The organism is Streptomyces sp. XY431, from assembly GCF_001279805.1.
In the GTDB taxonomy this organism is placed as follows: Bacteria; Actinomycetota; Actinomycetes; order Streptomycetales; family Streptomycetaceae; genus Kitasatospora; species Kitasatospora purpeofusca.
This window is the reverse complement of sequence record NZ_LGDO01000151.1, coordinates 24,761-51,757: the sequence shown is the minus strand read 5'-3', so window position 1 is coordinate 51,757 and position 26,997 is coordinate 24,761. Positions and strand designations below refer to the sequence as shown.

General features: G+C 74.0%; 19 protein-coding genes, 2 pseudogenes and 3 riboswitches. Of the genes and pseudogenes, 16 read left to right on the top strand and 5 right to left on the bottom strand.

What is annotated here, in order from left to right; genetic code table 11:
* Positions 1 to 39: 39 nt before the first annotated feature.
* The gene (locus ADK60_RS17840; RefSeq protein ID WP_053647182.1) at positions 40 to 1,278 is read right to left on the bottom strand and encodes a cytochrome P450 family protein; all 1,239 of its coding nucleotides are present in this window, start codon (positions 1,276 to 1,278) and stop codon (positions 40 to 42) included.
* 407 nt (positions 1,279 to 1,685) lie between these two features.
* Between ADK60_RS17840 and ADK60_RS17835 the strand changes: the two genes are divergently transcribed.
* The 12 genes and pseudogenes from ADK60_RS17835 to ADK60_RS48130 all read left to right on the top strand — a co-directional run.
* A complete protein-coding gene (locus tag ADK60_RS17835) occupies positions 1,686 to 3,122 on the top strand; it encodes an APC family permease (RefSeq protein WP_234326327.1) in 1,437 nt (478 codons plus the stop codon).
* A gap of 194 nt (positions 3,123 to 3,316) precedes the next feature.
* Positions 3,317 to 4,954 carry an amidohydrolase gene (locus ADK60_RS17830; RefSeq protein WP_053647180.1) on the top strand — a complete coding sequence of 546 codons (1,638 nt, stop codon included), beginning with the start codon at positions 3,317 to 3,319 and terminating at the stop codon, positions 4,952 to 4,954.
* A gap of 106 nt (positions 4,955 to 5,060) precedes the next feature.
* Positions 5,061 to 5,251: riboswitch (cobalamin riboswitch) on the top strand.
* Between the two features lie 204 nt (positions 5,252 to 5,455).
* On the top strand, positions 5,456 to 7,000 hold the full coding sequence (locus tag ADK60_RS17825; protein WP_053647178.1) for a CoA-acylating methylmalonate-semialdehyde dehydrogenase: 1,545 nt from the start codon (positions 5,456 to 5,458) through the stop codon (positions 6,998 to 7,000).
* On the top strand, positions 6,997 to 8,145 hold the full coding sequence (locus tag ADK60_RS17820) for an acyl-CoA dehydrogenase family protein (protein ID WP_053647176.1): 1,149 nt from the start codon (positions 6,997 to 6,999) through the stop codon (positions 8,143 to 8,145). Before ADK60_RS17825 ends, ADK60_RS17820 begins: the two co-directional genes overlap by 4 nt.
* On the top strand, positions 8,145 to 9,254 hold the full coding sequence (locus tag ADK60_RS17815; protein WP_079008465.1) for an enoyl-CoA hydratase/isomerase family protein: 1,110 nt from the start codon (positions 8,145 to 8,147) through the stop codon (positions 9,252 to 9,254). The genes ADK60_RS17820 and ADK60_RS17815 overlap by 1 nt, the downstream gene beginning before the upstream one ends.
* Positions 9,251 to 10,135: a 3-hydroxyisobutyrate dehydrogenase gene (mmsB, locus tag ADK60_RS17810; protein ID WP_053647175.1), complete on the top strand. Its 885-nt coding sequence runs from the start codon at positions 9,251 to 9,253 to the stop codon at positions 10,133 to 10,135. The genes ADK60_RS17815 and mmsB overlap by 4 nt, the downstream gene beginning before the upstream one ends.
* Complete coding sequence (locus ADK60_RS17805; RefSeq protein ID WP_053647173.1) at positions 10,132 to 10,905, top strand: enoyl-CoA hydratase; 774 nt, start codon at positions 10,132 to 10,134, stop codon at positions 10,903 to 10,905. Before mmsB ends, ADK60_RS17805 begins: the two co-directional genes overlap by 4 nt.
* A gap of 152 nt (positions 10,906 to 11,057) precedes the next feature.
* Positions 11,058 to 11,176, top strand: a riboswitch (cobalamin riboswitch).
* Between the two features lie 183 nt (positions 11,177 to 11,359).
* Positions 11,360 to 13,096, top strand: coding sequence for a prenyltransferase/squalene oxidase repeat-containing protein (locus ADK60_RS48425; RefSeq protein WP_502687429.1), 1,737 nt, complete (start codon positions 11,360 to 11,362; stop codon positions 13,094 to 13,096).
* A gap of 17 nt (positions 13,097 to 13,113) precedes the next feature.
* Positions 13,114 to 13,665 (top strand): annotated as a pseudogene (locus tag ADK60_RS17795) (hypothetical protein); the annotation flags it as partial.
* Positions 13,666 to 14,383: 718 nt separating this feature from the next.
* Complete coding sequence (locus ADK60_RS17790) at positions 14,384 to 15,694, top strand: energy-coupling factor transporter transmembrane component T (RefSeq protein WP_199839691.1); 1,311 nt, start codon at positions 14,384 to 14,386, stop codon at positions 15,692 to 15,694.
* Entirely contained in the window at positions 15,691 to 17,346 is a 1,656-nt protein-coding gene (locus ADK60_RS17785) for an ABC transporter ATP-binding protein (protein ID WP_053647168.1), read from the top strand. Before ADK60_RS17790 ends, ADK60_RS17785 begins: the two co-directional genes overlap by 4 nt.
* Positions 17,325 to 18,131: pseudogene (locus ADK60_RS48130) on the top strand (ECF transporter S component); the annotation flags it as partial. The gene ADK60_RS17785 and the pseudogene ADK60_RS48130, both read left to right, overlap by 22 nt.
* Positions 18,132 to 18,164: 33 nt before the next feature.
* On the opposite strand, the gene ADK60_RS17775 reads toward ADK60_RS48130, so the two are convergent.
* Positions 18,165 to 18,845, bottom strand: coding sequence for a TetR/AcrR family transcriptional regulator (locus ADK60_RS17775; RefSeq protein ID WP_199839690.1), 681 nt, complete (start codon positions 18,843 to 18,845; stop codon positions 18,165 to 18,167).
* Between the two features lie 93 nt (positions 18,846 to 18,938).
* Between ADK60_RS17775 and ADK60_RS17770 the strand changes: the two genes are divergently transcribed.
* The gene (locus ADK60_RS17770) at positions 18,939 to 20,048 is read left to right on the top strand and encodes an FAD-dependent oxidoreductase (protein ID WP_053647164.1); all 1,110 of its coding nucleotides are present in this window, start codon (positions 18,939 to 18,941) and stop codon (positions 20,046 to 20,048) included.
* Positions 20,049 to 20,178: 130 nt separating this feature from the next.
* Positions 20,179 to 20,416, top strand: a riboswitch (cobalamin riboswitch).
* 165 nt (positions 20,417 to 20,581) lie between these two features.
* Positions 20,582 to 22,897 (top strand): 5-methyltetrahydropteroyltriglutamate--homocysteine S-methyltransferase, encoded by a 2,316-nt coding sequence (gene metE / locus ADK60_RS17765; protein WP_053647162.1) that lies wholly within the window; start codon positions 20,582 to 20,584, stop codon positions 22,895 to 22,897.
* A gap of 59 nt (positions 22,898 to 22,956) precedes the next feature.
* Here metE and cobF read toward each other — a convergent pair whose 3' ends face one another.
* Positions 22,957 to 23,718 (bottom strand): precorrin-6A synthase (deacetylating), encoded by a 762-nt coding sequence (cobF, locus tag ADK60_RS17760; protein ID WP_045943199.1) that lies wholly within the window; start codon positions 23,716 to 23,718, stop codon positions 22,957 to 22,959.
* Here cobF and ADK60_RS44865 point away from each other — a divergent pair.
* Positions 23,717 to 23,860 (top strand): hypothetical protein, encoded by a 144-nt coding sequence (locus tag ADK60_RS44865; protein ID WP_159400477.1) that lies wholly within the window; start codon positions 23,717 to 23,719, stop codon positions 23,858 to 23,860. The two genes, cobF and ADK60_RS44865, sit on opposite strands and share 2 nt — an antisense overlap.
* A gap of 69 nt (positions 23,861 to 23,929) precedes the next feature.
* Entirely contained in the window at positions 23,930 to 24,187 is a 258-nt protein-coding gene (locus ADK60_RS17755; protein WP_053647160.1) for a hypothetical protein, read from the top strand.
* Between the two features lie 204 nt (positions 24,188 to 24,391).
* Here ADK60_RS17755 and ADK60_RS17750 read toward each other — a convergent pair whose 3' ends face one another.
* Positions 24,392 to 25,258, bottom strand: a complete 867-nt coding sequence (locus tag ADK60_RS17750) for a 3-hydroxybutyryl-CoA dehydrogenase (protein ID WP_053647158.1) — start codon at positions 25,256 to 25,258, stop codon at positions 24,392 to 24,394.
* 23 nt (positions 25,259 to 25,281) lie between these two features.
* Positions 25,282 to 26,907, bottom strand: a complete 1,626-nt coding sequence (aceB, locus tag ADK60_RS17745; RefSeq protein ID WP_053647157.1) for a malate synthase A — start codon at positions 26,905 to 26,907, stop codon at positions 25,282 to 25,284.
* Positions 26,908 to 26,997 lie beyond the last annotated feature (90 nt).

The window sequence follows — 26,997 nt, the reverse complement described above, 5'->3', positions numbered from 1 at the left end:
TCTGACAAACGGCCCCCGGTACCGGTGGTGGCCGCCCGGTCAGGAGGCGGGGGAGAGGCGTACCGGGAGGGCGCGCAGGGCGTTCACGATGAAGGACTCCTGGTGCCGCAGCTCCTCCGCCGCCACCGCCAGCTCGACCTCGGGGTAGGCCCCGAACAGCGCGGTCAGGGCCTCCTCCGCCTCCAGCACGCCGAGCGCGGCGCCCAGGCAGTAGTGGCGTCCGTACCCGAAGGCCAGGCTGGCCTTGTCGGGCCGGGTGAGGTCGAAGACGTCCGGCCGGTCGGGGTGCAGCTCCGGGTCCCGACCGCTCGCCCCGTAGGCGATCAGGACCGGTTCGCCGGTGCGGATCAGCACGCCCTCGCCGAGGTCGATGTCCTCGGCGGCGAAGTGCAGCGGCAGGTGCATCACCGGCGCTTCGAGGCGCAGCGCCTCCTCGATGGCGTCCCGCCAGGTCGCCGAGCCGTCCCGGACCAGCGCGAGCTGCTCGGGGTGGGTGAGCAGCAGGGCCGCGGTGTGGTCGATCAGGTTGACGGTGGTCTCGGAGCCGGCGCCGATCATCAGGATCAGGGTGGACACCAGCTCCTGCTCGCTCAGCCGGGTGCCGGCGGCGTCCCGGGTCGCGATCAGCTCGCTGGTCATGTCGTCGCCGGGCGTCTCCCGCTTGGTGGCCACCAGGCGCGCCATCGCGGCGAACAGGTCGTCGAGCACGGCCTTGGCCCGTTCGGGGGAGGCGCCGGTCTCCAGGACGCCGTCGACCACCCGCCGCACCTCGGGGCGCTGCTCCTCGGGGACGCCGAAGAGGTCGCAGATCAGGGTGGTCGGCAGCGGGTAGGAGAGCCGGGCGTGCAGGTCGACCGGCTCGCCGGGCGCGGTGGCGCGCAGCCCGTCGAGCAGCGCGGCGACGATCGCGCGCACCCGGGGCCGCAGGGCCTCCACCCGGCGGGGGCCGAAGGCGGGGGCGGTCAGGGTGCGCAGCCGGTGGTGGTCCTCGCCGTCGCTGGTGAACATGCTCTCCACCGCGACCCAGCTGGCCAGCGGCCAGTCCGGGCCGACCCGGCCGTCGATCCACTCGGGCCAGTGGCGGCGGGCGTTCTTGACGATGCGGCTGTCGGAGAGGAGCTGCCGGGCGACCTCGGCGCGGGTCACCGACCAGGCGAGGACCTTGCCGGGGAGTTCGACCCGGACGGCCGGGCCGTGGGTGCGCAGGTGGGCGGCTTCGGCGTGCAGGTCGGCGGCGTGGGGGTCGAGGACGTGGGTGAACGGGCAGCGGGGTTCCACGGGCCCTCCTTGGTCGGGGAGCGGCGGGCCGGACGATCGGCCGGTTGTGACCGTACGGCGGGTGCGGTGGCGGGGAAAGGGCGCCCGGCGGCGTTCCGGGTGCCCCGGCGGCGCGCCCGCGCACGGTGCGGAGCGCGCGGAGCGGCGCACGGCGGCGGACCCGCGGGCGTCACCGGGGCCGGGGCCGCGGGCGTCACCGGGGCCGGGCCCGCGGGCGTCACCGGGGCCGGGCCCGCGGGCATCCTTATGACAACAGCATTGACGTGTCTCGAAGCCGCCGGTTTCATGGCTCGCACTTCACCCCCACCCCCACACCCCCCCACCAGCAAGGCGGTGATCCCTTGGCATCGACGGCGAAGGTCATGGGCAGCGGTCCGAGAGCGGACAGCAGCGGCCCCCAGGACTCCATGCCCCGCTCCCTCGGCCTTCTCGACGGGGCGGCGATCGCCGCCTCCAGTACCGCCGCGACCAGCAGTATCGGCATCGGCCTCGGCCTGATGGCCGGCGTCGTCGGGCTCCACCTCCCCGCGATCATGCTGCTGGCGTTCCTCCCCGTGCTGGCCATCGCCGGCGGCTACGGGCGGCTGAACCGCTCGGAGCCGGACGCCGGCAGCAGTTACAGCTGGGTGGGCCGCACGCTCAACCCCTGGCTCGGCTTCCTCACCGGCTGGGTGAACACCGTCGGCACCGTGGTGTTCATGGCCTACACCACGACCGTGACCGGCTCCTCGATCGTCCAGCTGCTCGACGAGGCGCACGTGCGCAGCGTCGCCGGGCTGCGGCTGGACGCCGACTCGACCGTGCAGTGCACCCTGATCGGCCTGGTCGTCCTGGTCGCCGCCGCGCTGGTCGCGGTGCGCGGGCTCGGCCTGGCGGCGCGGCTGCAGAAGGCGCTGCTGGTGTTCGAGTACGCCGTCCTGCTCGGCTTCTGCGGCTACGGGCTGTTCGCGGGCGACCAGCCGTTCTCGCTCGACTGGTTCAACCCGCTCGCGATCCCCTCCTTCGACGCGGTGGCCCAGGGCATGGTGCTCGCGGTGTTCTGCTACTGGGGCTTCGAGTCGGTGTTCAGCGTCGGCGAGGAGGTGCACGACCCCCGGGACGCCTCCCGCGCCGGCACCCTCGCCCTGGTCGTGATGCTGCTGCTGTTCCTGCTCGCCGGCACGGCCTTCCAGCGGGTGCTGCCGCTGGACGAGCTGGCGGACAACGGCGCGCACGGCCTCACCTACTTCGGTGCGCGGCTCGCCGACCAGCCACTGGCCGCGCTGCCGCTGATCGCGCTGATGTTCTCCGCGGTGGCCTCGCTGCAGTCCTCGGTGATCCCCACCGCCCGCGGGCTGTTCGCGATGGGCCGGGACGGCGTGCTCGGCCCGGTCTGGACCAAGCTGCACCCCAAGCACCGCACGCCCGCGGTCGGCACCCTGCTGATCACCGCGGTCGCGGTGGTGCTGGCGCTGTGCTCGATCGTCATCCCGACCGTCAACGACCTCATCTCGGCGGCCGTCAACGCGATCGGCATCATCGTCGCCCTCTACTACGCGCTCACCGCGGTCGCGGCCGCCGTCCGGTTCCGCCACCTGCTGCGCACCGACCTGGTGGAGGGGCTGCGCGCGGTGGTCGGCCCGCTGCTCGGCGCGGCGGTCCTGCTGGTCGTCGGCGGCTACCTCACCTGGACCTTCTACGACTCCACCGACCACTTCGAACTCTCCGCCGACAACGGCTGGTTCGAGCTCACCGTCGTGGTACTGATGATCGTCACCGGTCTGCCGGCGGCGGCCTGGGCGCGCTGGCGGCGCCGCTCGGCGTACTTCCTCGGCGAGGCCGCGGGTACGCCCGAGAAGGCCTGAGGACGACCGAGGGCGCGGGCCCGGTGCACCCCCACGCACCCGGCCCGCGCCCGACCCGCCGCACGGGGGCACACCGCACGGGGTACACGGCACTCAGCAGTCAGCACCTCGCGCTCAGCACCTCGCGCTCAGCACCTCGCACTCGGCACCCAGCACCTCGTACACCCGCACCACCCGAGAACGGAGCACCACCCATGACCAAGGCCGATCTGGTCTTCAGCCGCGGCCCCGTGCACACCGGCGACGCCGCCCGCACCCGGGCGACCGGTCTGGCCGTCACCGGCGGACGGATTACCGCCGTCGGCCACGACGAGGTCCGGGACCTGATCGGCCCGGACACCGAGGTCGTCGACCTCACCGGCAAGCTGCTCCTGCCGGGCTTCCAGGACGCGCACATCCACGCCGTCTTCGGCGGCACCGAGCTGGCCGTCTGCGACCTCACCGGCACCGTCGGCGTGGCCGACTACCTGGAGCGGATCCGCGCCTACGCCGACGCCAACCCCGACCAGGAGTGGATCACCGGCAGCGGCTGGTCGATGGAGAGCTTCGAGGGCGGCCTGCCGACCCGGCAACTGCTCGACTCCGTCGTCCCGGACCGTCCGGTCTACCTCACCAACCGCGACCACCACGGCGCCTGGGCCAACACCCGGGCGCTGGAGCTCGCCGGCGTCGACCGCGACACTCCCGACCCGGCGGACGGCCGGATCGAGCGCGAGGCCGACGGCACCCCGAGCGGCGTGCTCCAGGAGGGCGCCACCGGCCTGGTGGCCCGGCTGGTGCCGCCGATCACCGCCGCCGACCGGCTGGAGGGGCTGCTGCGGGCGCAGCGGCTGCTGCACTCGCTCGGCATCACCGGCTGGCAGGACGCGCTGCTCGGCGAGTTCAACGGCCAGCCGGACCCGTCCGACGCCTACCTGACCGCCGCGCGCTCCGGCGCGCTGACCGCCCGGGTGAACGGCGCGCTCTGGTGGGAGCGCGAGCGGGGCGCCGAGCAGATCGCCGAACTCGTCGAGCGCCGCGCCGACTCGGCCCAGGGCAGGTTCCGGGCCGGCTCGGTGAAGATCATGCAGGACGGCATCGCGGAGAACTTCACCGCCGCGATGACCAGCCCCTACCTGGACGGCTGCGGCTGCGCCACCGCCAACTCCGGCCTCAGCTTCGTCGATCCGCTCGCCCTGCGCGAGTACGTCACCGAACTCGACGCGCTGGACTTCCAGGTGCACTTCCACGCGCTCGGCGACCGGGCGGTGCGCGAGGCACTGGACGCGGTCGAGGCCGCCCGCGCCGCCAACGGCCGGCGCGACACCCGGCACCACCTCGCCCACCTCCAGGTGGTCCACCCGGACGACCTGCCCCGGTTCGCCCGGCTCGGCGCCATCGCCAACATCCAGCCGCTGTGGGCGGCGCACGAGCCGCAGATGGACGAGCTGACCATCCCCTTCCTCGGCCCGGAGCGCGCCTCCTGGCAGTACCCGTTCGGCGCGCTGCTGCGGGCCGGGGCCACCCTGGCGGCGGGCAGCGACTGGCCGGTGAGCAGCCCGGACCCGCTGGCCGGTCTGCACGTCGCGGTCAACCGGCGGGAGCCGGAGGCCGAGGACGACCGGGTGTTCCTGCCCGAGCAGCGGCTCGACCTGGCCTCCGCGATCGCCGCCTACACGGCGGGCACCGCCCATGTGAACGGGCACGACGACGCCGGGGTGCTCGCGCCCGGCCTGCTGGCCGACCTGGTCGTCCTGGACCGCGACATCCTCACCGGCCCGCCCGAGGAGATCGCGTCGGCCCGGGTGCTGCGCACCTACGTCGGGGGCGAGCTGGTCCACGCCGCCGACTGACGCCGCGTCAACTGCCCTCCGGGCCCCGGGGTGCTCCCCGGGGCCCGGCGCGTTCCCGGCGGTGCGTGCTCCGACGCGCCCGAACGGTGAGGGGCCCTGGACTTACTAGGACGTCCAACTATATGGTCGGAACAGGTCCGCGGTGTCAGGGAAGCCGGTGTGAGTCCGGCACGGTCCCGCCACTGTGACCGGGGAGTTCGTCCCCGCAGGAGTTCGGCCACTGGCAGCCAGCCGGGAAGGCCCGGGGGCGCGCGTCGATCCGGGAGTCAGGATACCGGCCGCGGACGGTCCGTGTTTTCCACGAGGATGGAGACGACACGCATGATTCCGGGCTGCTCCCGTTCCACCGCCCCCGGCTGTGCCGTGCCGACGAGCCCCGGGGCGCACCAGCGCTGACGGTTCGTCAGCCGCCGCCGTCCTGCCGCCGGGCGCACCACCGTGCGCCCGCGCACCGGCGCGGCCTCCACTCCTCCTCTCCCATCCTGACGAGAGAAGGAACCAATGGTCACCGACCCGACCACCCCTGACCCGATCGTCCCCGAGCTCACTGTTCCCGAGCTGACCCACTTCGTCGGCGGCAAGCGCACCGCCGGGACCTCCGGCCGCTTCGGCGACGTCCACGACCCCAACACCGGGCGCGTCCAGGCCCGGGTGCCGCTGGCGAGCCGCGCCGAGGTCGAGGCCGTGATCGCCGACGCGGCGCAGGCCCAGCCCGCGTGGGCGGCCTGGAACCCGCAGCGCCGGGCCCGGGTGCTGCTGCGCTTCCTCCAACTCGTCGAGCAGGAGCGGGACTCGCTCGCCCGGCTGCTCTCCGCCGAGCACGGCAAGACCGTCGCCGACGCCCACGGCGACCTGCAGCGCGGCCTGGAGGTGGTCGAGTTCGCGGCCGGGATCCCGCACCTGCTCAAGGGCGAGTTCACCGACAACGCCGGCACCGGCATCGACGTGTACTCGATGCGCCAGCCGCTCGGCGTGGTCGCCGGCATCACCCCGTTCAACTTCCCGGCGATGATCCCGCTCTGGAAGGCCGCGCCCGCGCTGGCCTGCGGCAACGCCTTCGTCCTCAAGCCCTCCGAACGCGACCCCTCGGTGCCGCTGCGGCTCGCCGAACTGTTCCTGGAGGCCGGACTGCCGCCCGGCGTGCTGAACGTGGTCAACGGCGGCAAGGAGGCCGTCGACACCCTGCTGGAGGACCCCCGGGTGCAGGCGGTCGGCTTCGTCGGCTCCACCCCGATCGCCCAGTACGTCTACGCGACCGCGGCCGCCCACGGCAAGCGCGCCCAGTGCTTCGGCGGTGCCAAGAACCACATGATCGTGATGCCCGACGCCGACCTCGACCAGGCGGCGGACGCGCTGGTCGGCGCCGGCTACGGCTCGGCGGGCGAGCGCTGCATGGCGATCTCGGTGGCCGTCCCGGTCGGCGAGGAGACCGCCGACGCCCTGGTGGCCAAGCTGGTCGAGCGGATCGGCGCGCTCAAGGTCGGCCGCTCGGACGACCCGGCGGCGGACTTCGGTCCGCTGGTCGGCCGGGACGCGCTGGAGCGGGTCCGCGGCTACCTGGATCTCGGGGTCGAGGAGGGCGCCGAACTCGTCGTCGACGGGCGCGACTTCCGGCTGGAGGGCCACGAGGAGGGTTTCTTCCTCGGCCCCTCGCTGTTCGACCGGGTGACGCCGGGGATGCGGATCCACCGCGAGGAGATCTTCGGCCCGGTGCTGAGCGTGGTCCGCGCCGCCGACTACGAGGAGGCCCTGCGCCTGCCCAGCGAGCACGAGTTCGGCAACGGCGTGGCCATCTACACCCGCGACGGCGACACCGCCCGCGACTTCACCCGCCGGGTCAACACCGGCATGGTCGGCGTCAACGTGCCGATCCCGGTGCCGATCGCCTACCACACCTTCGGCGGCTGGAAGCGCTCCGGCTTCGGCGACCTCAACCAGCACGGACCGGACTCGATCCGCTTCTACACCCGCACCCGCACGGTGACCTCGCGCTGGCCCTCCGGGGTCAAGGAGGGCGCCAGCTTCACCATGCCGACGATGGGATGAGCGCCGTGCACGATCTCACCGACGACCAGCGCGCGATCGCGGAGACCACCAGGGCCTTCGCCGACGAGCACCTCGCCCCGAACGCCGTGGAGTGGGACCTCGCCAAGCACTTCCCGGTCGACGTGCTGCGCAAGGCCGGCGAGCTCGGCCTGGCCGGTGTCTACGTCCGGGAGGAGTCCGGCGGTTCCGGCCTCACCCGCCGCGACGGGGCGGTGGCCTTCGAGGCCCTCGCCACCGGCTGCCCGTCCATCGCCGCCTACCTCTCCATCCACAACATGGTCGCCTGGATGGTCGACCGCCACGGCGACGACGCCCAGCGCGCCCGCTGGCTGCCCCGGCTCTGCACCGCCGAGCACCTGGGCGGCTACTGCCTGACCGAACCCGGCGCCGGCTCCGACGCCGCCGCCCTCACCACCCGGGCCGTGCGCGACGGCGACCACTGGGTGCTCGACGGCGTCAAGCAGTTCATCTCCGGCGCCGGCAGCGCCCAGGTCTACCTGGTCATGGCGCGCACCGGCGGCCCCGGGCCGCAGGGCGTCTCGGCCTTCCTGGTCGACCGGGACGACCCGGGGGTGTCCTTCGGCGCCAACGAGCGCAAGATGGGCTGGAACGCCCAGCCGACCCGGCAGGTGCTCCTGGACGGCGTGCGGCTGCCCGCCGACCGGCTGCTCGGCACCGAGGGGGAGGGCTTCCGGATCGCCATGCGCGGCCTCGACGGCGGCCGCCTCGGCATCGCCGCCTGCTCGCTCGGCGGCGCCCAGAGCGCGCTGGAGCGCACCGTCGCCTACCTGGCCGAACGCGAGGCCTTCGGCGCCCGGCTGCTGCACGCCCAGGCACTGCAGTTCCGCCTCGCCGACATGGCCACCGAACTGGAGGCCGCCCGGGCCCTGTTGTGGCGGGCCGCCGACGCCCTGGACCGGGGTGACGCCCGCGCCCCGCAGTTGTGCGCGATGGCCAAGCGGCACGCCACCGACACCGGCTTCGAGGTGGCCAACCAGGCGCTCCAACTGCACGGCGGCTACGGCTACCTGGCCGAGTACGGCATCGAGAAGATCGTCCGCGACCTGCGGGTGCACCAGATCCTGGAAGGGACCAACGAGATCATGCGCGTCATCGTCGCCCGCGGCCTGACCGGGGCCGCCTGATGACCGGGAATGCTTCCGCGAACGGGAGCGGGGGCGGGAACGCGAACGGGACCGAGGAGGTCCTGGTCCAGCGCGAGGGCCGGACCGGGCTGATCGTGCTCAACCGCCCCGCCGCCCTCAATGCCCTCACCCACGGGATGGTGCGGCGGATCGCGGCCGCCCTGGACGACTGGGAGCAGGACCCGCGGGTCGCGACCGTCGTCGTCACCGGGGCCGGCGACCGGGCCTTCTGCGCCGGCGGCGACATCGTCGCCATCCACCGCGCCGCGACCGGCGGCGACCCGCGCGAGGTCGAGGAGTTCTGGCGCGACGAGTACCGCCTCAACGCCAGGATCGCCCGCTACCCCAAGCCCTATGTCGCGGTGATGGACGGCATCGTGATGGGCGGCGGGGTCGGGATCTCCGCCCACGGCAGCGTCCGGATCGTCACCGAGCGCACCAGGATCGCCATGCCCGAGGCGGGCATCGGCTTCGTCCCCGACGTCGGCGGCACCTATCTGCTCGCGCTGGCGCCCGGCGAACTGGGCACCCACCTCGCCCTGACCGCCGGCTCGGCCGGCTCGGCGGACGCGCTGCTCTGCGGCCTCGCCGACCACTTCGTGCCGTCCGGACGACTGCCCGCCCTGCTCGACGACCTCGCCGAGTCGAGCGTCCACGACGCGCTCGCCCGGCACGTCGAACAACCGCCGCCCGGCCGGCTGGAGCGGCAGCGGGAGTGGATCGACACCTGCTACGCGGCCGACACCGTCGAGGAGATCCTCGAACGGCTCGGCGCCACCGGCGAACCGGAGGCGAAGGAGGCGGCCGAGCGGATCGCCGCCAACGCGCCGACGGCGGTCAAGGCGACGCTGGCCGCGCTCCGCCGGGCCCGGGCCCTGGGCCCGCTGGAGGCGGTGCTCGACCAGGAGTACCGGAGCTCCTGCGCGGCCCTGGCCACCCCGGACCTCGCCGAGGGCATCCGGGCCCAGGTCATCGACAAGGACCGCACCCCGCACTGGAGTCCGGCCACGCTGGACGCCGTCGACCCCGCCGCCGTGGCCCGCTGGTTCGCCCCGCTGGGCGAGCGGGAACTCGGCCTCGCCGACCTCACCCCCCTGGAGCGCTGGTGACCCACCGGATCGGATTCGTCGGACTCGGCAACATGGGCGGCCCGATGGCCGCCAACCTGGTCAAGGCCGGTCACACCGTCACCGGCCACGACCCGGTGCCGGAGGCCCGGGAGCGGGCGGCCGGCCAGGGCGTACGGATCGCCGCCTCGGCCGCCGAGGCGGTCGCGGACGCCGAGCTGGTGCTCACCATGCTGCCGACCGGACGCCATGTGCTGGAGGTCTACCGGGAGTTGACCGCCGCTGCGGTGGACGCGCTGTTCGTCGACTGCTCCACCATCGCGGTCGGCGACGCCCGGACCGCCCGGGACCTCGCCCGGACGTCCGGCCACCGGGCCCTGGACGCCCCGGTCTCCGGCGGGGTCCCGGGCGCCGAGGCGGCGAGCCTGACCTTCATGGTCGGCGGCGCGGCGGAGGACTTCGCCGCGGTCGAACCGGTGCTGGCGGCGATGGGCCGCAAGGTGGTGCACTGCGGCGACTCCGGCACCGGGCAGGCCGCGAAGATCTGCAACAACATGATCCTCGGCGTCTCGATGATCGCGGTCGCCGAGGCCTTCGTCCTCGGCGAGAGTCTCGGCCTGAGCCACCAGGCGCTCTTCGACGTCGCCTCCACCGCCTCCGGCCAGTGCTGGGCGCTCACCAGCAACTGTCCCGTGCCCGGCCCCGTCCCGGCCAGTCCCGCCAACCGGGGCTACCCGGCGGGCTTCGCGGCCGCCCTGATGGCCAAGGACCTCGGCCTGGCCGCCGACGCGGCCGACGCCTCCGCCGTGCCCGCCGAACTCGGCCGCCGTGCCGCCGAGTTGTTCACCGCCTTCGCCCAGGGCGACGGCGCCGGGCGGGACTTCTCGGCCATCATCACCACCCTTCGGGAGAACACCGCATGAGCTACGAGACGATCCGGGTCGAACGCCACGACCGGGTGGGCCTGATCACCCTGGACCGGCCGAAGGCCCTGAACGCCCTCAACACCCGGCTGATGAACGAAGTCGTCGAGGCAGCCCAGGAGTTCGACCGGGACCGGGCGGTGGGCGCGGTGGTCGTCACCGGGTCCGACCGGGCCTTCGCCGCCGGGGCCGACATCAAGGAGATGCAGTCCCTGGACTTCGTCGACGCCTACCTCGGCGACTGGTTCGCCGCCTGGGACCGCTTCGGCGCCCTGCGCAAGCCCGTCGTCGCCGCCGTGGCCGGCTACGCGCTCGGCGGGGGCTGCGAGTTGGCGATGCTGTGCGATGTCCTGATCGCCGCCGACACCGCGAAGTTCGGCCAGCCGGAGATCAAGCTCGGCGTGATCCCGGGCATCGGCGGCTCGCAGCGGCTGACCAGGGCGATCGGCAAGGCCAAGGCCATGGAACTGTGCCTGACCGGCCGGACCCTGGACGCCGAGGAGGCCGAGCGGGCCGGCCTGGTCTCCCGGATCGTCCCCGCCGACCGGCTCCTCGCCGAGGCCCTCGCCACCGCCGCGACGATCGCCGCGATGTCCGCCCCGGCCGCGATCATGATGAAGGAGAGCGTCAACCGCGCCTTCGAAACCACCCTCGCCGAGGGCGTCCGCTTCGAACGCCGCCTCTTCCACGCCACCTTCGCCACCGCCGACCAGAAGGAGGGCATGACCGCCTTCACCGAGAAGCGCCCCCCGGAGTTCAAGCACCACTGACCCCCACGTACGCCGGTGCCCGGGCCCCCGCCGACGGGGGCCCGGGCACCGGCGTCGGCGCGTTCAGGGGCGGCGGGACACCCGGCGCCGATGCGGGAAGAAGCACGGGGCGGGCGCCTACGAGGGCCTGTGATCCAGGTGACGTGCCGTTGACTCCCGCTTCGGCAGCGTGGTCTGATGAACCGGTTTTTCACCCTCGGCACCCAGGGGAAGCCGGTCCGAATCCGGCGCTGACCCGCAACCGTAGATCCGCCCCCGGGCGGATGAGCCGGAATGCCTGGACCGGGGGTCTGTTCTCGAAGTACTTGCGTCGTCGCGGACTACGACGTGGTCATGGCGGTCCCCATGCCTGTCGGGGGGGTCGCCGGCTGCGCCGTTGCACCCGCGTCGATCGACCAGGGAGTAGCCGGTGAGGGTCAGCAGCAGTCGTACGCGGCACAGAGGCAGGGGAGTCGTGTCCCTGTTGGCCACCGGGGCGGTGGCGGTCGCGGCGGGCGGTACGGTGCTGCTCGGCAACCCCCGGGCCGCGGTCGCGGACCCGATCGAGGACTGTACGGCGACGACCGGCGCGATCGTCGCCGTCGACTTCGGTCACTGGGGCGGCGGTGTCCCCCGCGGCTGCGATGCCGACCCCAGCACCGATATGAACCTGCTGCACAAGGCGGGATTCACCACCGCCGCCACCGAGCAGGCCGTCCTGGCCCCGACCGGCACTGTCCGCCACAACCCGGACGGCGCCACCATCCCGCCCTCCGGGAGGAGCCCGGACCCGGCCAGGGGCACCGCCTACCTGACCGACCGGGCGCGCCTGATCGACGGTCACTACTACGAGGCGTTCCCGGCCTTCGCCGACTTCGGCCTCACCATCGACGGCGCCTTCGCCCTCGCCGCCACCGGCACCGACGACACCGCGCTGCGCGGGATCGTCGACTTCCTGGATCGGCAGGGCAAGGACGCCAACGAGCGGACCGTCAACGACTGGACCGGGATCGGCACCGAGTACGCCGGCGGCGGCTCCATCGGCAAGGAGGCGCTGCTCGCGGAGGTCGTCGGCCGCGACCCGCGCGCCTTCGGCGGCCACGACCTGATCGCCGCCCTCGCGGCGGTCACCTGCGCCAAGGCCGACGACAGCACCGGCTGTGCGGGCGCCGGCAACTACACCTGGGCCACCTCGGTGTTCTCCCAGGCGCTCGGCATCATGGCCCAGCTGCGGGCCGGTGACACGGCGAACGCCGCCGCCCCGATCGCCTACCTGAAGAGCCTCCAGCACGCCGACGGCTCCTGGCCCAGTCTGATCCCCGCCACCGGCGACTCCGACGTGGACAGCACCGCGATGGCCGTCATGGCCCTCGCCCTCGTCCCCGGTGACGAGGCCGCCCGGGCGGTCGACAAGGGCGTGGCGTGGATCGCGGGCCGACAGCTCGCCGACGGCGGCTTCCCCGGCGCGGCCGGCGACTCGACCAACTCGGCCGCGCTCGCGGTCCAGGGCATGACGCTCCGCCGGTCCGCCCACGGCGCGGGGATCGCCAAGGCGCTGGACTTCCTCGCCGGTCAGCAGAACGACGACGGCGGGTTCAACGTCGCCTCCGAGGGGCAGCGAGGTTCGGACGTGCGTGCGTCCACGCAGGTGCTGGGCGGTGCCACCGGGGTCTCGTTCGGGACGCTGCGGCGGGACCTGGGCGGGACGCCTACGCCTACGCCGACTGCTACGGCGACCACCACCGCTACGGCGACTGCTACGCCGACGGCTACGGCTACCGCTACGGCGACGCCGACCGTGACCGGGACGCCGACGGCTACCGCGACTGCGACGCCGACCGCAACGCCGACGCCGACCATGACGGGTACACCGAGCCCGACCGCGACACTGACGGGTACCGCGACGCCGACCACCACCGGTTCCCCGACGGTGACCGGTGCTCCCGTCCTCCCCGGCACGTCCGTCCGTCCGGCCGACGCCGCTCCCGTGGCCGGCGGTCTCGACGAGCCCGTCCGTGGCGGCGTCGGCGCACCGGTGGCGGCCGTCCCGGTGCAGGTCGGCAGCGGTGCCGTCAGCGGTGGCGGCCTCGCCAGTACCGGCACCGAGACCCTGGTGCTCACCGGAGCCGCCGGGCTGCTGACCGCGCTCGGTGCGGCGGCCGTGCTCGTCGCCCGGCGCCGTACCGGAACCGCCCCGGGGCGTCACCGGTGAGCCGGCGGTTCGGCCGGCTGACCGGGGCCGCCGCACTGACCTTCGCCGTCGCGTTCGGCGGTGTCGGTGCGGCCGCCGGTCCGGCCGCCGCCTCGCCCCTGCCGATCGAGGAGTGCACGACCACGTCCGGTGTGGTGCTGGCGGTGGACTTCAGCAAGTGGGGCGGTCCGCTCCTGCGTTCCTGCGGCACCACCCCCACCACCGGGTACACCCTGCTCAACCAGGGCGGTTGGAAGACCACCGGCACCGGGCACGACGGTCCGGCGTTCATCTGCCGCATCGGTTACAGCGGCTTCCAGGGCGGCAAGCAGTTCCCGGCGCCGGACCAGGAGAAGTGCGTCCTGACGCCGCCGGCCACGGCGTACTGGTCGTACTGGCACGCCGATCCCGGCCAGAACGACTGGTCGTACAGCCAGTTGGGCGCGATGAGCTATCAGCCGAAGCCCGGCAGTGTCGATCTGTGGATCTTCGGCGGTACCAACATCGAGGGCACCGAGGGCCGTCCCTCCGTCTCGCCCGACACCCTGCGGGCGCACAACACGGCCCCGGGCGGCGGGACGACGCCGGTGACTCCCGAACCGCCCCAGCCGCCCGCAGGTTCGGGCAGCGGTGGCGGCGGAACCAGCGGCAGTACCGGCAGTACCGGCGGCGCGAACGGCGGCTCATCCGGGACGAGTTCGGCAGGTTCGTCGGGCGCGTCAGCTGCGTCGGGTTCCTCGGGCTCCTCGGGTTCGTCGAGCGGGAGCGCGAGTGGCTCCTCGGGCGGCACCGGCGGTGCTGCGTCCTCCGGCTCGGGTTCGGCGAGCTCCTCGGGCGGCAGCGCCGTCGGTGCCACGGGCAGCGGCAGTGCGGGTTCGGGCGGCGCGCCCGTCACGAAGCGCCCGCCCGCGACCGGCAGCACGACCGGCGGCACGTCCGGAGCCCCCGTCGGCACCCGGGCCGCCACCACCCCGGCGAGCCCGCCGGCCGGGGCGCCCGCGCCCACCGCCCCCGAGCCCGAGGCCCCGGCGGCGCCCACCGAGGACCCCTCGGCGGAGCCGGCCCCCGCCGACACCCCGCCCGCCACCGACACCGAGACCGAGACCGCCGCGCCGACCCCCGAGGCCAGTACGTCGCAGTCCGCGCACGCCGCCGGTCCGGTGGTGGTGGACGCGGCTCCGGCCGCCGACGCCCCGCACGACTCCGGCTCGATGGTCCCGGCCGTGGTCGGCGCCGTGCTGGTCGTGGCGCTCGGCGTGGCCACCGTGCTCACCGCGCGGCGCCGCCGCCGACAGGCCGAGTGATCGGGTGACCACGCTCGACCAGCGTTCCGCCGGCTCTCCGCCCCCCGCCCCCGGGCGGCTCGCGGGGGGCCGGCGCAGCCCGCGGAACCTGCACCCGCTCGCCTGGTGGACCTGGGCGCTCGCCCTGGCGACAGCGGCCAGCCGCACCACCAACCCGCTGCTGCTCCTGCTCGTCCTCGCCGTGCTCGGGTATGTGGTCACCGCCCGTCGCACCGACGCCCCGTGGGCGCGCGGCTTCGGGTACTACCTGGGGCTGGCCCTCACCGTGGTGGCGATCCGGGTGGTCTTCCGCTGCGTCTTCGCGACCGGCATCACCCCGCACGACCACCTGCTGTTCTCGCTCCCGCACATCCCCACCCCCTCCTGGTACGCGGGCATCGAGATCGGCGGCCCGGTCTCCCTGGAGGCCACCCTCTCGGCGGCCTTCGACGGACTGCGGCTGGCCTGTCTGATCTGCTGCATCGGCGCCGCCAACACCCTCGCCAACCCCAAGCGCGCCCTGCGCGTCCTGCCCGGCGCCCTCTACGAGCTCGGTGTCGCCGTGACGGTGTCGCTCAGCGTCGCCCCGCAGCTGGTGCAGAGCGTCCAACGGGTCACGCGGGCAAGGAGGTTGCGGGCGGGCCGGACCAAGGGGGTCCGCGCGCTGCGCAGCATCGTCGTCCCGGTGCTGGAGGACGCCCTGGAGCGTTCGCTGCACCTGGCCGCCGCGATGGACTCGCGCGGCTACGGACGGGCGGGGACGGCCACCCGCCGGTCCCGCCGCACCACGGGCGCCCTGATGCTGCTCGGCATGTGCGGGCTCTGCGCCGGGGTCTACGGCCTGCTGGACGGAACCGCCCCCGCCGCCCTGGGACTTCCCGCGCTGGTGGCCGGCGCCCTCCTGTGCGCGGCGGGTCTGGCGCTCGGCGGGCGCCGGGTTCGGCGCACCAGCTACCGGCCGGACCGCTGGCGGGCCGCCGAGTTCGGGGTGGCCGGCTGCGGTGTGGCCGCCGCCGTGCTGCTCTTCGCGACCGTCGGGTACGAGGCCACCGACCTCAATCCTTCGCTGTATCCGCTGACTTGGCCGAGCCTTCCGATCGTCCCGGTGCTGGCCCTGCTGCTGGCCGGCGCCGCCGGGGCGATCGCACCGCCGCCCGGCCGCCGTCCCGAGCCGGCCACCCCGCCCGGGCCGCGCCCGGCGGACGGAACGCGCCACCAGCGCACCGAGCCCGACCGCACCGAGCCCGACCGCACCGAGCCCGACCGCACCGAGCCCGACCGCACCACGTCCGACCGCACCACGTCCGACCGCACGACCACCGAGGTGAGCAAGTGATCCGATTCGACCGGGTCGGCGTGGTGTACGAGGGCCGCGGCGCCCCCGTCCTGCGCGAGGTCGACCTGCATGTCCCGGAGGGCGAACTCTGCCTGGTGGTCGGTCGGACGGGCGTCGGCAAGTCGACCCTGCTCGGTGCCGTGAACGGTCTGGTGCCGCACTTCACCGGCGGCACCCTGCGCGGCCGGGTCACCGTCGACGGCCGGGACACCGCGCACCACCCGCCGCGTGAACTGGCCGACGTGGTCGGGGTGGTGGGTCAGGACCCGCCGGCCGGCTTCGTCACCGACACCGTGGAGGAGGAACTCGCCTACGCGATGGAGCAGTTGGCCGTCCCGCCGGAGGTGATGCGCAAGCGCGTCGAGGAGACCCTCGACCTGCTCGGACTCGCCGACCTGCGCCACCGCGCGCTCCACGAGCTGTCCGGCGGCCAGCAGCAGCGGGTCGCCATCGGCTCGGTGCTCACCGCCCACCCCCGGGTGCTGGTCCTGGACGAACCGACCTCCGCGCTCGACCCGACGGCCGCCGAGGAGGTGCTCGCCGCGATCACCCGGCTGGTGCACGACCTCGGAGTGACCGTGCTGCTCGCCGAACACCGCCTGGAGCGCGTGGTGCAGTACGCCGACCGGGTCGCCTACCTGCCCGGTGACGGCACCGTCGTGCACGGGCCGCCCGCCGAGGTCTTCCGGGACACCGCGATCGCGCCGCCCGTCGTCGAGCTCGGCCGACTGGCCGGCTGGCGCCCACTGCCGCTCTCCGTCCGGGACGCCCGCCGGGCCGCCGCCCCGCTGCGGGAGACGCTGGCCGCGCGGCCGGCACCGGCGGCGCGCCGTGGCGGCGCCGAGGGCGACACCGTGCTGTCCGCCGAGCGGATCGTGGTCCGGTACGGACCGGTGACCGCCGTCCGAGAGGTCGGCCTGGAGCTCCGGGCCGGCCAGGTCACGGCCCTGATGGGGCGCAACGGCTCGGGCAAGTCCTCGCTGCTGTGGGCCCTCCAGGGCTCCGGGCCCCGGCAGGGCGGCAGTGTGCGGGTGGTCCGGGCGGACGGCAGGCCGCCCAAGGACCCCAAGCGGGTCACGGCGGCGGAGGCCCGGCGGCTGGTGGGGCTCGTCCCGCAGACCCCGACGGACCTGCTGTACCTGGAGTCGGTGGCCCAGGAGCTGGCCCAGGGCGATCTGGAGTCGGGCCGCGAGCCGGGAGGGGAGGCCGGGCCGACCGCGCGCCGGATCCTCGACCGGCTGGCCCCCGGCATCCCGGACGACACCCACCCCCGCGACCTCTCCGAGGGTCAGAAGCTGGCCCTGGTGCTGGCGATCCAACTGGCCGCCGCGCCACGGGTGGTGCTGCTGGACGAGCCCACCCGCGGCCTCGACTACCACGCGAAGGCGGCGCTCACCGGCATCGTGGCGGCGCTCGCCGCCGAGGGCCGTACCGTCGTGGTCTCCACCCACGACGTCGAGTTCGTCGCCTCCGCCGCCGACCGGGTGGTGGTGATGGCCGAGGGCGAGATCGTCGCGGACGGCCGCACGGAGGAGGTCATCGTCGCCTCGCCGACCTTCGCCCCGCAGGTCGCCAAGATCCTCGCCCCACTGCACTATCTGACGGTCCATCAGGTCGCGGAGGCGCTCGAATCCGCAGGGGTCGCCCGGTGACCGCCGTCCGGATCCCCGGCCGGGCCCGGGTGGTCGTGGCGCTCGCCGCGTTCATCGGGCTCGTCGCCTTCACCTGGCCGTTCGTCGTCGCCCCGGGGAAGTTCGGCTCCTCCTACGCCCCGCCGCTGATCTTCGGCGCGCTGATGCTCCTGGTGCTCGCCGTGGTCGTCGCGGAGATCTCGGCGGGCGGCATCGACGCCAAGGCCCTCGCCATGCTCGGCGTGCTCTCCGCCGTCAACGCGGGGCTGCGCCCCCTCGGTGCGGGGACGGCGGGGGTCGAGACGGTCTTCTTCGTGCTCGTCCTCGCCGGCCGGGTCTTCGGCCCGGGCTTCGGCTTCACCCTCGGCTGCACCTCGCTGTTCGCCTCCGCCCTGCTGACCGGCGGGGTCGGCCCCTGGATGCCGTACCAGATGTTCGGCTGCGCGTTCGTCGGCCTGCTCGCCGGGCTGCTGCCGCGCCTGCGGCGGCGCTGGGAGGTGCCGATGCTGGCCGTCTACGGGGCCTTCTCCGGCTACCTGTTCGGCTTCCTGCTGAACCTCTCCTTCTGGCCGTTCTCGACCGACCCCAACAGCTCGATCGCCTACCTGCCGGGGCTGCCGTTCACCGAGCAGTGGCACCGCTACCTGCTCTTCGACGTGGCGACCTCGCTCGGCTGGGACACCGGCCGCGCCGTCACCACCTTCGTGGCCGTCCTCGTGGTCGGCCCCGCCGTCCTGACCGTCTTCCGGCGCGCCGCCCGGCGGGCCAACTTCGAGCCGACCGTGCGCTTCGAGGCCCCGGCGGGGGAGTCGCTCCGCCCGGCGCTGCAGGGCGTCACCTCACCGCGAGAGGTGGGCCTCGATGCCGTCGAGCACGAAGTCCAGGCCCATCCGGAAGGTGCGGTCGGCATCGAGGTGGTCGGCATCGCGCACCACCGTGGCCAGCGCGGGGAACCTGCCGGTGGCGAAGGTGCGTTCCAGGTAGGGCCCGAGTGAGCGCTGCCACTGCTTCTCGTCCATCCCGGTGGCCCGCTCGGCCCGCCGCTCGGCGATCTCCCGCCGCACCGCGCCGATCACGTACGCCTTGACCGCGGCGACCACCGGCATGACGGCGTCCACATGGAGGTCGCCCAGCGCGGCCACCAGGGTCTCCCCGCCGGCCAGTGCCTCCGGCCCGAGCTGGGGTCGGCCGCCCAGCAGATCGGCGAGCCATTCGTGCTCGTGGGCGGCGCTCCGGGTGGCCTCGGCATGGGACCGGAGCACCTCCCGCCAGTGGTCGCCGGTCGGCCGGATCCCGGCGTGGACGGCGTCGACCATCAGGTCGAGCAGTTCCTCCTTGCTCGCGATGTAGCCGTACAGCCGCATCGGACGGACGTCCAGCTCGGTGGCGACCTTGCGCAGCGACACCGCGTCCAGGCCGTCCGCGTCGGCCAGCCGGATCGCTGTTCGCACGATCCGGTCCCGGCTCAACGGGGCGGGCACGGGTCGATTCGGCGGCTCCGGCCTCTCCCACACCAACATGCCGCTCACCATACAGCGCATCGGGCGATACAGTGTATCGACCAGTACGGTGTATCGAGATGCGCCGGGGTTGTATCGAAGGGGGAGGCAATCATGACCATCGCCATCGTCGGAGCCGGCCTCGGCGGCCTGGCGCTCGCCCGGGTGCTGCACGTGAACGGCATCGACTGCGTCGTCCACGAACGCGAGTCGTCACGCCACGCGCGCGGCCAGGGCGGCATGCTCGACATCCACTCCGGCCAGCGGGCGCTGCGCGAGGCCGGTCTGCTCGACGAGTTCTTCGCGATCGCCCGCGGCGAGGGCCAGGACATGCGCCTGCTGGAGCCGGACGGCACCCTGCTGCTCCAGGAGGACACGCCCGACGACGCCCCGCTCGCGCGGCCCGAGGTCGACCGCGCCGACCTGCGCGACCTGCTGCTGGACTCCCTCCCCGAGGGAGTGGTGCGCTGGGGGCACGCCTTCGAGTCCGCCGAGAGCGGCCTGCTGCGCTTCGCCGACGGCAGCAGCGCGACGTACGAGCTGCTGGTCGGCGCGGACGGCGCGAACTCCCGGGTCCGTGCGCTGCTCACCGACGCCCGCCCGGCGCACACCGGCCACAACGTGGTCGAGGTCGGCATCCCCGACATCGACCGCACCCACCCCGAGCTCGCGGCGATGGTCGGACGCGGCACCTACTGGGTGCTCGGCGACGGACTGTCCCTGGCCGCGCAGCGCAACGGTGACGGCCGGGTCCGCATCGGCCTCGGCTTCTACGACACCGCCGAGGACTGGTTCGCCACCAGTGGGATCCCGTTCGACGACCCGGCCGCCGCCCGGGCGCGGCTGATCGACCTGCTCCCCGGCTGGGACCCGCGCTTCACCGCGCTGATCGCGGCCTGCGACGACACCATCGTGCCGCGGTCGATCACCACGCTCCCGGTCGGCCTGACCTGGCCGTCGACGCCGGATGTCACGCTGGTCGGCGACGCCGCGCACCTGATGCCGCCGATCGGACAGGGCGCCAACATGGCGCTGCTCGACGGCGCCCTGCTCGGCCTCGCGCTCGCCGCGCACCCGGACGACCTTCCGGCCGCCGTACAGGAGTACGAACGCGAGATGTTCGAACGCACCGCCGCTGCCGCCCGGATGTCCACGGACATGCAGGCGATGCTGCGGGCGCCGGACGCCGCCCGGAAGATGCTCGCGTTCTTCCAGCCCGACTGACGGCGGCCGCCCGAGTGACGGCGGCCGAGTGCGGCCGGGCGTGCCCGGCCAGCGCGGCGTCGAGGTGCCCGCCGGTCCCGACCCGTGGACACCACGGTGGAATCCACTGCCCCGACCGGTGGTTTGCCTCTAGGCTGGCCCCGTAGCTGGTTCGCCCTGCCCGCCAGGCACGGCGTCGTAAGAGGGAACCCGGTGACGCCTTTCGACTGGCCAGTCCGGGACTGCCCCGCAGCGGTGAGCGGGAACGACCGCCGTCATACGCACTGGGTCCGAGTCGGGCCCGGGAAGCGACGGCCAGTAGGTGTCCGCCCTCGACGAGGGCGAGCGTGCCCGCGAGTCCGAAGACCTGCCCGCTGCCCGTCCGCGGAGGATCCGCGGACGGCTGTCCGATGACCTCGAGGGCGGGTCGGCGACCACAGCAGGCGGTTGAGGCACGCCCGTTCACGGCGGCCACCCGTCCGGCTCGTCGTCCCTTCGCGCCCTCGTCCCGTCAGCGGGCACCTTGAGGAGCAAGACTCGCGAAGGAGAGTCCCTTGACAGCGAAGTCCGCAGCCGCGGCCACCCGGGCGACCGTGCACGGCTACCCCCGCCAGGGCCGGAACCGGGAGCTCAAGAAGGCGATCGAGGGCTACTGGAAGGGCACCGTCACCGCCGACGCCCTCCGCGCCGCCGCCACCGAGCTGCGCCGGGAGAACTGGCGGCAGCTCGCCGAGGCCGGTGTGCGCGAAGTCCCCACCGGTGACTTCTCGTTGTACGACCACGTGCTGGACACCACCGTCGCCGTCGGCGCGATCCCGGCCCGCCACCGGGCCGCCGTCGACGCCGACCCGCTCGATGGGTACTTCGCCATGGCGCGGGGCACCCAGGACGTCGCGCCGCTGGAGATGACCAAGTGGTTCGACACCAACTACCACTACCTGGTCCCCGAGTTGGGGCCCGACACGGTCTTCGTCGCGAACCCCGCCAAGGCGGTCGGCGAACTCGCCGAGGCGCTCGCGCTCGGCCACGGGGCCCGGCCGGTGCTGGTCGGCCCGGTCACCTACCTGCTGCTCGCCAAGCCCGCCCCCGGAGTGGCGGCGGACTTCGAGCCGGTCACCCTGCTCGACCGGCTGCTGCCGGTCTACGCGGAACTGCTCGCCGCGCTGAAGGCGGCCGGCGCGCAGTGGGTGCAGCTGGACGAGCCCGCCCTCGTCCAGGACCGCACCCCGGCCGAACTGAACACCGCCGCCCGCGCCTACCGCGAGCTCGGCGCGCTCACCGACCGGCCGAAGCTGCTGGTCGCCAGCTACTTCGACCGCCTCGGCGAGGCCCTTCCGGTGCTCGCCAAGGCGCCGGTCGAGGGCCTGGCACTGGACTTCACCGGCCCCGCCGCCGCCAATCTGGACGACCTCGCCGCCGTGGGCGGTCTGCCGGGCAAGCGGCTGGTCGCGGGCGTCGTCGACGGGCGCAACATCTGGATCAACGACCTGGAGAAGTCGCTCGCCACCCTGGCGACCCTGCTCGGCCTCGCCGACCGCGTCGACGTCGCGCCGTCCTGCTCCCTGCTGCACGTGCCGATCGACGCCGCCCTGGAGCGCGACGTCGATCCGCAGATCTCCCGCTGGCTCGCCTTCGCCCGGCAGAAGGCCGCCGAGGTCGCCCTGCTCGCCCGCGGACTGCACGAGGGCACCGGCGCGATCACCGCCGACCTCGCCGCCAACCGCGCCGACCTGGCCTCCCGGGCCGGCTCGCCGATCACCCGCGACCCGGCCGTGCGCGCCCGCACCGCGGCCGTCACCGCGGACGACGCCCGCCGCCCGCAGGCCTACCCGCAGCGCGCCGAGGCCCAGCGCACCCGGCTCGGCCTGCCGCTGCTGCCGACCACCACCATCGGCTCCTTCCCGCAGACCACCGAACTGCGCGTCGCCCGCGCCGATCTGACGGCCGGTCGGATCGACGCCGCCGCGTACCGGGAGCGGATGGAGGCCGAGGTCCGGGAGGTGATCGCCTACCAGGAGAAGGCCGGCCTGGACGTCCTGGTGCACGGCGAGCCCGAACGCAACGACATGGTCCAGTACTTCGCCGAGCAGCTCACCGGCTACCTCGCCACCCGGCACGGCTGGGTGCAGTCCTACGGCACCCGCTACGTGCGTCCGCCGGTGCTCGCCGGGGACATCTCCCGCCCGCACCCGATGACCGTCGACTGGTTCCGGTTCGCCCAGGACCTCACCGACCGCCCGGTGAAGGGCATGCTCACCGGCCCGGTCACCATGCTCGCCTGGTCCTTCGTCCGCGACGACCAGCCGCTCGGCGACACCGCCCGCCAGGTCGCCCTCGCCCTGCGCGACGAGGTCACCGACCTGGAGGCCGCCGGCGCCGCCGTCGTCCAGGTCGACGAACCGGCCCTGCGGGAGACCCTGCCGCTGCGTGCGGCGGACCGCCCGGCGTACCTGGACTGGGCCACCGAGTCCTTCCGGCTGGCCACCTCCGGAGTCCGCGCCGACACCCAGGTGCACACCCACATGTGCTACGCCGAGTTCGGCGCGATCATGACCGCGATCGAGGAGCTCGACGCGGACGTCATCTCCCTGGAGGCCACCCGCTCCCACATGCAGGTCGCCGGTGAACTGGCCGCCGCCGGTTACCCGCGCGAGGTCGGACCGGGAGTCTGGGACATCCACTCCCCGCGCGTGCCCAGCACCGAGGAGGCGCTCTCCCTGCTGCGGGCGGGCCTGGCCGCGATCCCGGCCGAGCGGCTCTGGGTCAACCCCGACTGCGGCCTGAAGACCCGCGGCTGGGCGGAGACCCGAGCCTCCCTGGACAGCCTGGTCGGCGCCGCCCGCCGCCTGCGGGAGGAACTCGCGGGCTGACCCGACTCCGTCCGCCCCGCCCCGGCCGTCACGGACCGGGGCGGGGCGGCGGCGCGGGGTCAGTCCTCGGTGCGGCGCAGCAGATAGGTATCCATGATCCACCCCTTGCGTTCGCGGGCCTCCGCACGCAGCCGGGCGATCTCCGGCGCCGCCTCGCCGAGCGGACCGGAGACCAGGATCTCGTCCTCCCCGCCCAGGTAGGCGCCGTAGTGGATGTGCACGCCGGCGGGGTCGATCCGGCCGAAGGCGGCCTGCCCGTCGAGCATCACCACCGTGTCCTCGGCGCCCGGCGGGAAGCCCTCGGCGGCCAGCCGGCGCGCGGTGGTGATCCGCACCGGGCGGCCGACCCGGGTGAGGGTGGTGCGGTGCCGGGCGGCGAGCACCGAGACGCTGCTGATGCCCGGCACCACCTCGTAGGTGAACGCGCCGGGGTCCGCCGCCAGCACCTCGTCCAGTACGGCGGTCACACTGTCGTACAGGCTGGGGTCGCCCCACACCAGCAGTGCGCCGATACCGTCCGGCCCCAGCTCCTCGCCGACCAGCCGACCGACCAGCTCGGCCCGGCGGCGGCGCCAGTCCTGGACGGCCTCGGTGTAGGCCGGAGTGCTCCGGTCGCGCTCGGCGTCCGGCACCTCGACCACCCGGTGACCGGGCCGGGCGTGCTCCTCGATCATCCGCCGGCGCAGCCGCATGAGGTCCTGGCGCTGCTCGTTCTTGTCGAGGAGGAGGAACACGTCGGTGCGGGCGATGGCCTTGACCGCCTGCAGGGTGAGGTGGTCCGGGTCGCCCGCACCGATGCCGATGACGTTGATGTGCCGCATGCCCACGATTCTGCCCGGTCGGGAGGACACGGACCCGACCGGCCCCACCGACCGGGGGCCGGGCGGGATCCTGGACGGTCCCTCGCACGCGGCACTCTCCTACTACCTCGGCCCGCACCGCCTCGCCGGTGCGGGCCGCTGACCGGCAGCGTCAGGAGCCCCGCGGTCGCGTTTGCGGATCGGTGAGCGTCTGCCGGACCATAGAGGGCCGGTGGGGCTGCACCCGGCGCGGCTCCATGTGGTCCTGGCCATGGAGGATCGGATGACGGACTGTGCGAACTGCCATGCCGCACCCGCGGTGATCGAGGACATCGAGGTGGAGCCGCCAAGGCCGTGGTGCCTCGGGTGTGCCACCGCCCTGGTGCGAGCCGGTGATCCGGTTCTGCGCTACCGCTCGCTCGGTGACGGTCAGGACGAGTACGCGCGGGTGCTTTCGCGCGGCAGTACCGCAGCGGTGCAATTCGGCTGACGTCTCATGACGCGCTCGGCCGGTCCCGCAGCGAGATCGACGACCGGAACTGGAAGGTCTGCACTCAGACTCCGGGGCCGGGAGAGCAGGCCACCAGTGCGGCGCCCGGTGCCGCCCTGAGCGGGCAGCCGGTGACGGTCAAGGCCGTCAAGTTCGGCGAGTCCTGCCCCTGACGCGGCACCGGGTCGCTCGGTGTGCCCTCGCTCAGGCCGGTCGGTGGGAGTGGAAGCCCCGGCCGGATTTGCGGCCCAGGAGGCCGGCTTCGACCATGCGGGTGAGGAGGGGCGGGGGTGCGTAGAGGGGCTCCTTGTACTCCTCGTACATCGACTTCGCGATGGCCTGGACGGTGTCGAGGCCGATGAGGTCGGCGAGTTGGAGCGGGCCCATGGGGTGGGCGCAGCCGTGGACCATGCCGGCGTCGATGTCCTGGGCGGTGGCGTGGCCGGCTTCGGCGAGGCGGATGGCGGAGAGGAGGTAGGGGATCAGCAGGGCGTTGACGACGAAGCCGGCGCGGTCGCGGGAGCGGACGACGTGCTTGCCGAGCACGTCCTCGGCGAAGGTGTGCACGCGGTTGAGGACGGTCGGGTCGGTGTGCAGGGAGGAGACCAGTTCGACCAGGGGCATGACCGGGGCGGGGTTGAAGAAGTGCAGGCCGAGGACGTTGGCCGCCCGGCCGGTGGCGATGCCGAGGCGGGTGACCGGGATGGCGGAGGTGTTGGTGGCGAGGACGGCGTCGTCGGCGGCGAGCACCTTGTCCAGGGCGCCGAGCACGTCGGTCTTGACGCGTTCGTCCTCGACGACGGCCTCGACCACGAGTTGGCGGTCGGCCAGGGCTTCGAGGTCGTCGGCGAACAGCAGGTGCGCCCAGGCGTCGGTGCGCTGCTGCTCGCTGAGGCGGCCGCGGTCGACGGCGCGGTGCAGGGAGCGGTCGATCCGGGTGCGGGCGGCGCGCAGGGCGGCGGAGCCGTGTTCGCAGACGATGGTGTCCAGGCCGACGCGGGCGAAGACCTCGGCGATGCCGGCGCCCATCTGTCCGGCGCCGACGACGGCGACCCGTCGGATGTCGTTCATGGCGTGCCTTTCCGGGAGCGGCGTCAGACGGCGGCGGTGGCCGTGCTGGCGGTGGTGCGGACGAGGTGGCGGGCGTACGCCTCGGTGGTGAGGAAGGCGGGCAGTTCGGCGCCGAGGGCGGTGTCGACGAGGATCCGGGTCGCGTCGTCCAGCAGCGCCGGGTCGGCGCCTTCGGCGAGCAGGGTGGCCCGTTCCCGGTCGATCAGCCGTCGCACGAGGTCCGGGGTGGCGAGCGAGCCGCCGGTGAGCCGGGTGCAGTGGTGCTGCCACTGCCAGAGCTGGCAGCGGGCGATCTCGGCGGTGGCGACGTCCTCCATCAGGCCGAACACGGCGACCGCGCCGGTGCCGCCGAGCCAGGCGGTGAGGTAGCGCAGGGCGACGGCGACGTTGGCGCGCAGCCCCTGTTCGGTGGGCAGGCCGACGGAGAGCCGGTGGACGCCGAGCAGGTCCGCGGCGGTGACCTCGACGTCCTCGCGGCCTCGGTCGAGCTGGTGCGGCCGGTCGCCGAGCACGGCGTCGAAGGCGGTGCGGCAGGTGCCGACCAGGCCCGGGTGCGCCACCCAGGAGCCGTCGAAGCCGTCCCCGGCCTCGCGTTCCTTGTCGGCGCGGACCCGGGTGAGGGCCGCTTCGTTGGCGTCCGGGTCGCGCTGCGGGACCGCCGCGGCCATGCCGCCGATGGCGTGGGCGCCGCGCCGGTGGCAGGTGCGTACCAGCAGGTCGGTGTAGGCGCGCATGAACGGCTGGGTCATGGTGAGGGAGGAGCGGTCGGGCAGGACGAACCTCGGCCCGTGCTGGGCGAAGTTCTTGATCAGGCTGAACAGGTAGTCCCAGCGGCCCGCGTTGAGGCCGGCGGCGTGCTCGCGCAGTTCGTGGAGGATCTCGTCCATCTCGAAGGCGGCGGTGACGGTCTCGATCAGCACGGTGGCGCGGACGGTGCCGTGCGGGATGCCCAACTCGGCCTGGGCGACGGTGAAGACGTCGTTCCAGAGCCGGGCCTCCAGGTGGTTCTCCAGCTTGGGGAGGTAGAAGTAGGGGCCGGAACCGGCCGCGATCTGCGGCCGTCCGCAGTGGAACAGGTAGAGGCCGAAGTCGACCAGGGCGCCGATCGCCGGACGGCCGTCGATCAGCAGGTGGTGCTCGTCGAGGTGCCAGCCGCGGGGGCGGACGACGATGGTGGCCGGGTCGTTCCCGACGTAGTACCGCTTGCCCCCGGCCGTGGTGTCGTCGATCCGGCGCTCGATCGCGTCGATCAGGTTGAGCTGGCCGGTGACGAGGTTGTGCCAGGTGGGGGAGGTGGCGTCCTCGAAGTCGGCGAGCCACACCTTGGCACCGGAGTTGAGCGCGTTGACGGCCATCCGGCGCTCCGGGGGGCCGGTGATCTCCACCCGGCGGTCGTGCAGGCCCGGTCCGGCACCGGCCACCCGCCAGCTGTCGTCCTCCCGGACGGCGCGGGTCTCCGGCAGGAAGTCCAGGGTGCCGCCGGCGGCGAGGGCCTCGGCCCGGCGCCGCCGCTCGGCGAGCAGCGCGGTGCGGCGGGCCGCGAAGGGGAGGTGCAGGCGGGCGACGAAGGCGAGGGCCTCGGGGGTGAGGACCTCCTCGAAGCGGTCCTCGGTGGCGCCGAGGACCTCGATACGGGTGGGCAGGCTCATCCGGTTCTCCTGGAGGCGGAGGGAGGTGCCCGGGGCCCCGTCCCTCAACGGGGGCCCCGGGCGGTGGGGTGGACGGCGGCTCGTCCCCGA

What these genes read in the sequence shown, in the direction of transcription:
- ADK60_RS17835 (WP_234326327.1), top strand. Translation starts at nt 1,686, where the DNA reads ATGCCCCGCTCCCTCGGCCTTCTCGACGGGGCGGCGATCGCCGCCTCC.
- ADK60_RS17830 (WP_053647180.1), top strand. Translation starts at nt 3,317, where the DNA reads ATGACCAAGGCCGATCTGGTCTTCAGCCGCGGCCCCGTGCACACCGGC.
- ADK60_RS17825 (WP_053647178.1), top strand. Translation starts at nt 5,456, where the DNA reads ATGGTCACCGACCCGACCACCCCTGACCCGATCGTCCCCGAGCTCACT.
- ADK60_RS17820 (WP_053647176.1), top strand. Translation starts at nt 6,997, where the DNA reads ATGAGCGCCGTGCACGATCTCACCGACGACCAGCGCGCGATCGCGGAG.
- ADK60_RS17815 (WP_079008465.1), top strand. Translation starts at nt 8,145, where the DNA reads ATGACCGGGAATGCTTCCGCGAACGGGAGCGGGGGCGGGAACGCGAAC.
- ADK60_RS17805 (WP_053647173.1), top strand. Translation starts at nt 10,132, where the DNA reads ATGAGCTACGAGACGATCCGGGTCGAACGCCACGACCGGGTGGGCCTG.
- ADK60_RS17775 (WP_199839690.1), bottom strand. Translation starts at nt 18,845, where the DNA reads ATGTTGGTGTGGGAGAGGCCGGAGCCGCCGAATCGACCCGTGCCCGCC.
- ADK60_RS17770 (WP_053647164.1), top strand. Translation starts at nt 18,939, where the DNA reads ATGACCATCGCCATCGTCGGAGCCGGCCTCGGCGGCCTGGCGCTCGCC.
- ADK60_RS44865 (WP_159400477.1), top strand. Translation starts at nt 23,717, where the DNA reads ATGCCCACGATTCTGCCCGGTCGGGAGGACACGGACCCGACCGGCCCC.
- cobF (WP_045943199.1), bottom strand. Translation starts at nt 23,718, where the DNA reads ATGCGGCACATCAACGTCATCGGCATCGGTGCGGGCGACCCGGACCAC.
- ADK60_RS17750 (WP_053647158.1), bottom strand. Translation starts at nt 25,258, where the DNA reads ATGAACGACATCCGACGGGTCGCCGTCGTCGGCGCCGGACAGATGGGC.
- aceB (WP_053647157.1), bottom strand. Translation starts at nt 26,907, where the DNA reads ATGAGCCTGCCCACCCGTATCGAGGTCCTCGGCGCCACCGAGGACCGC.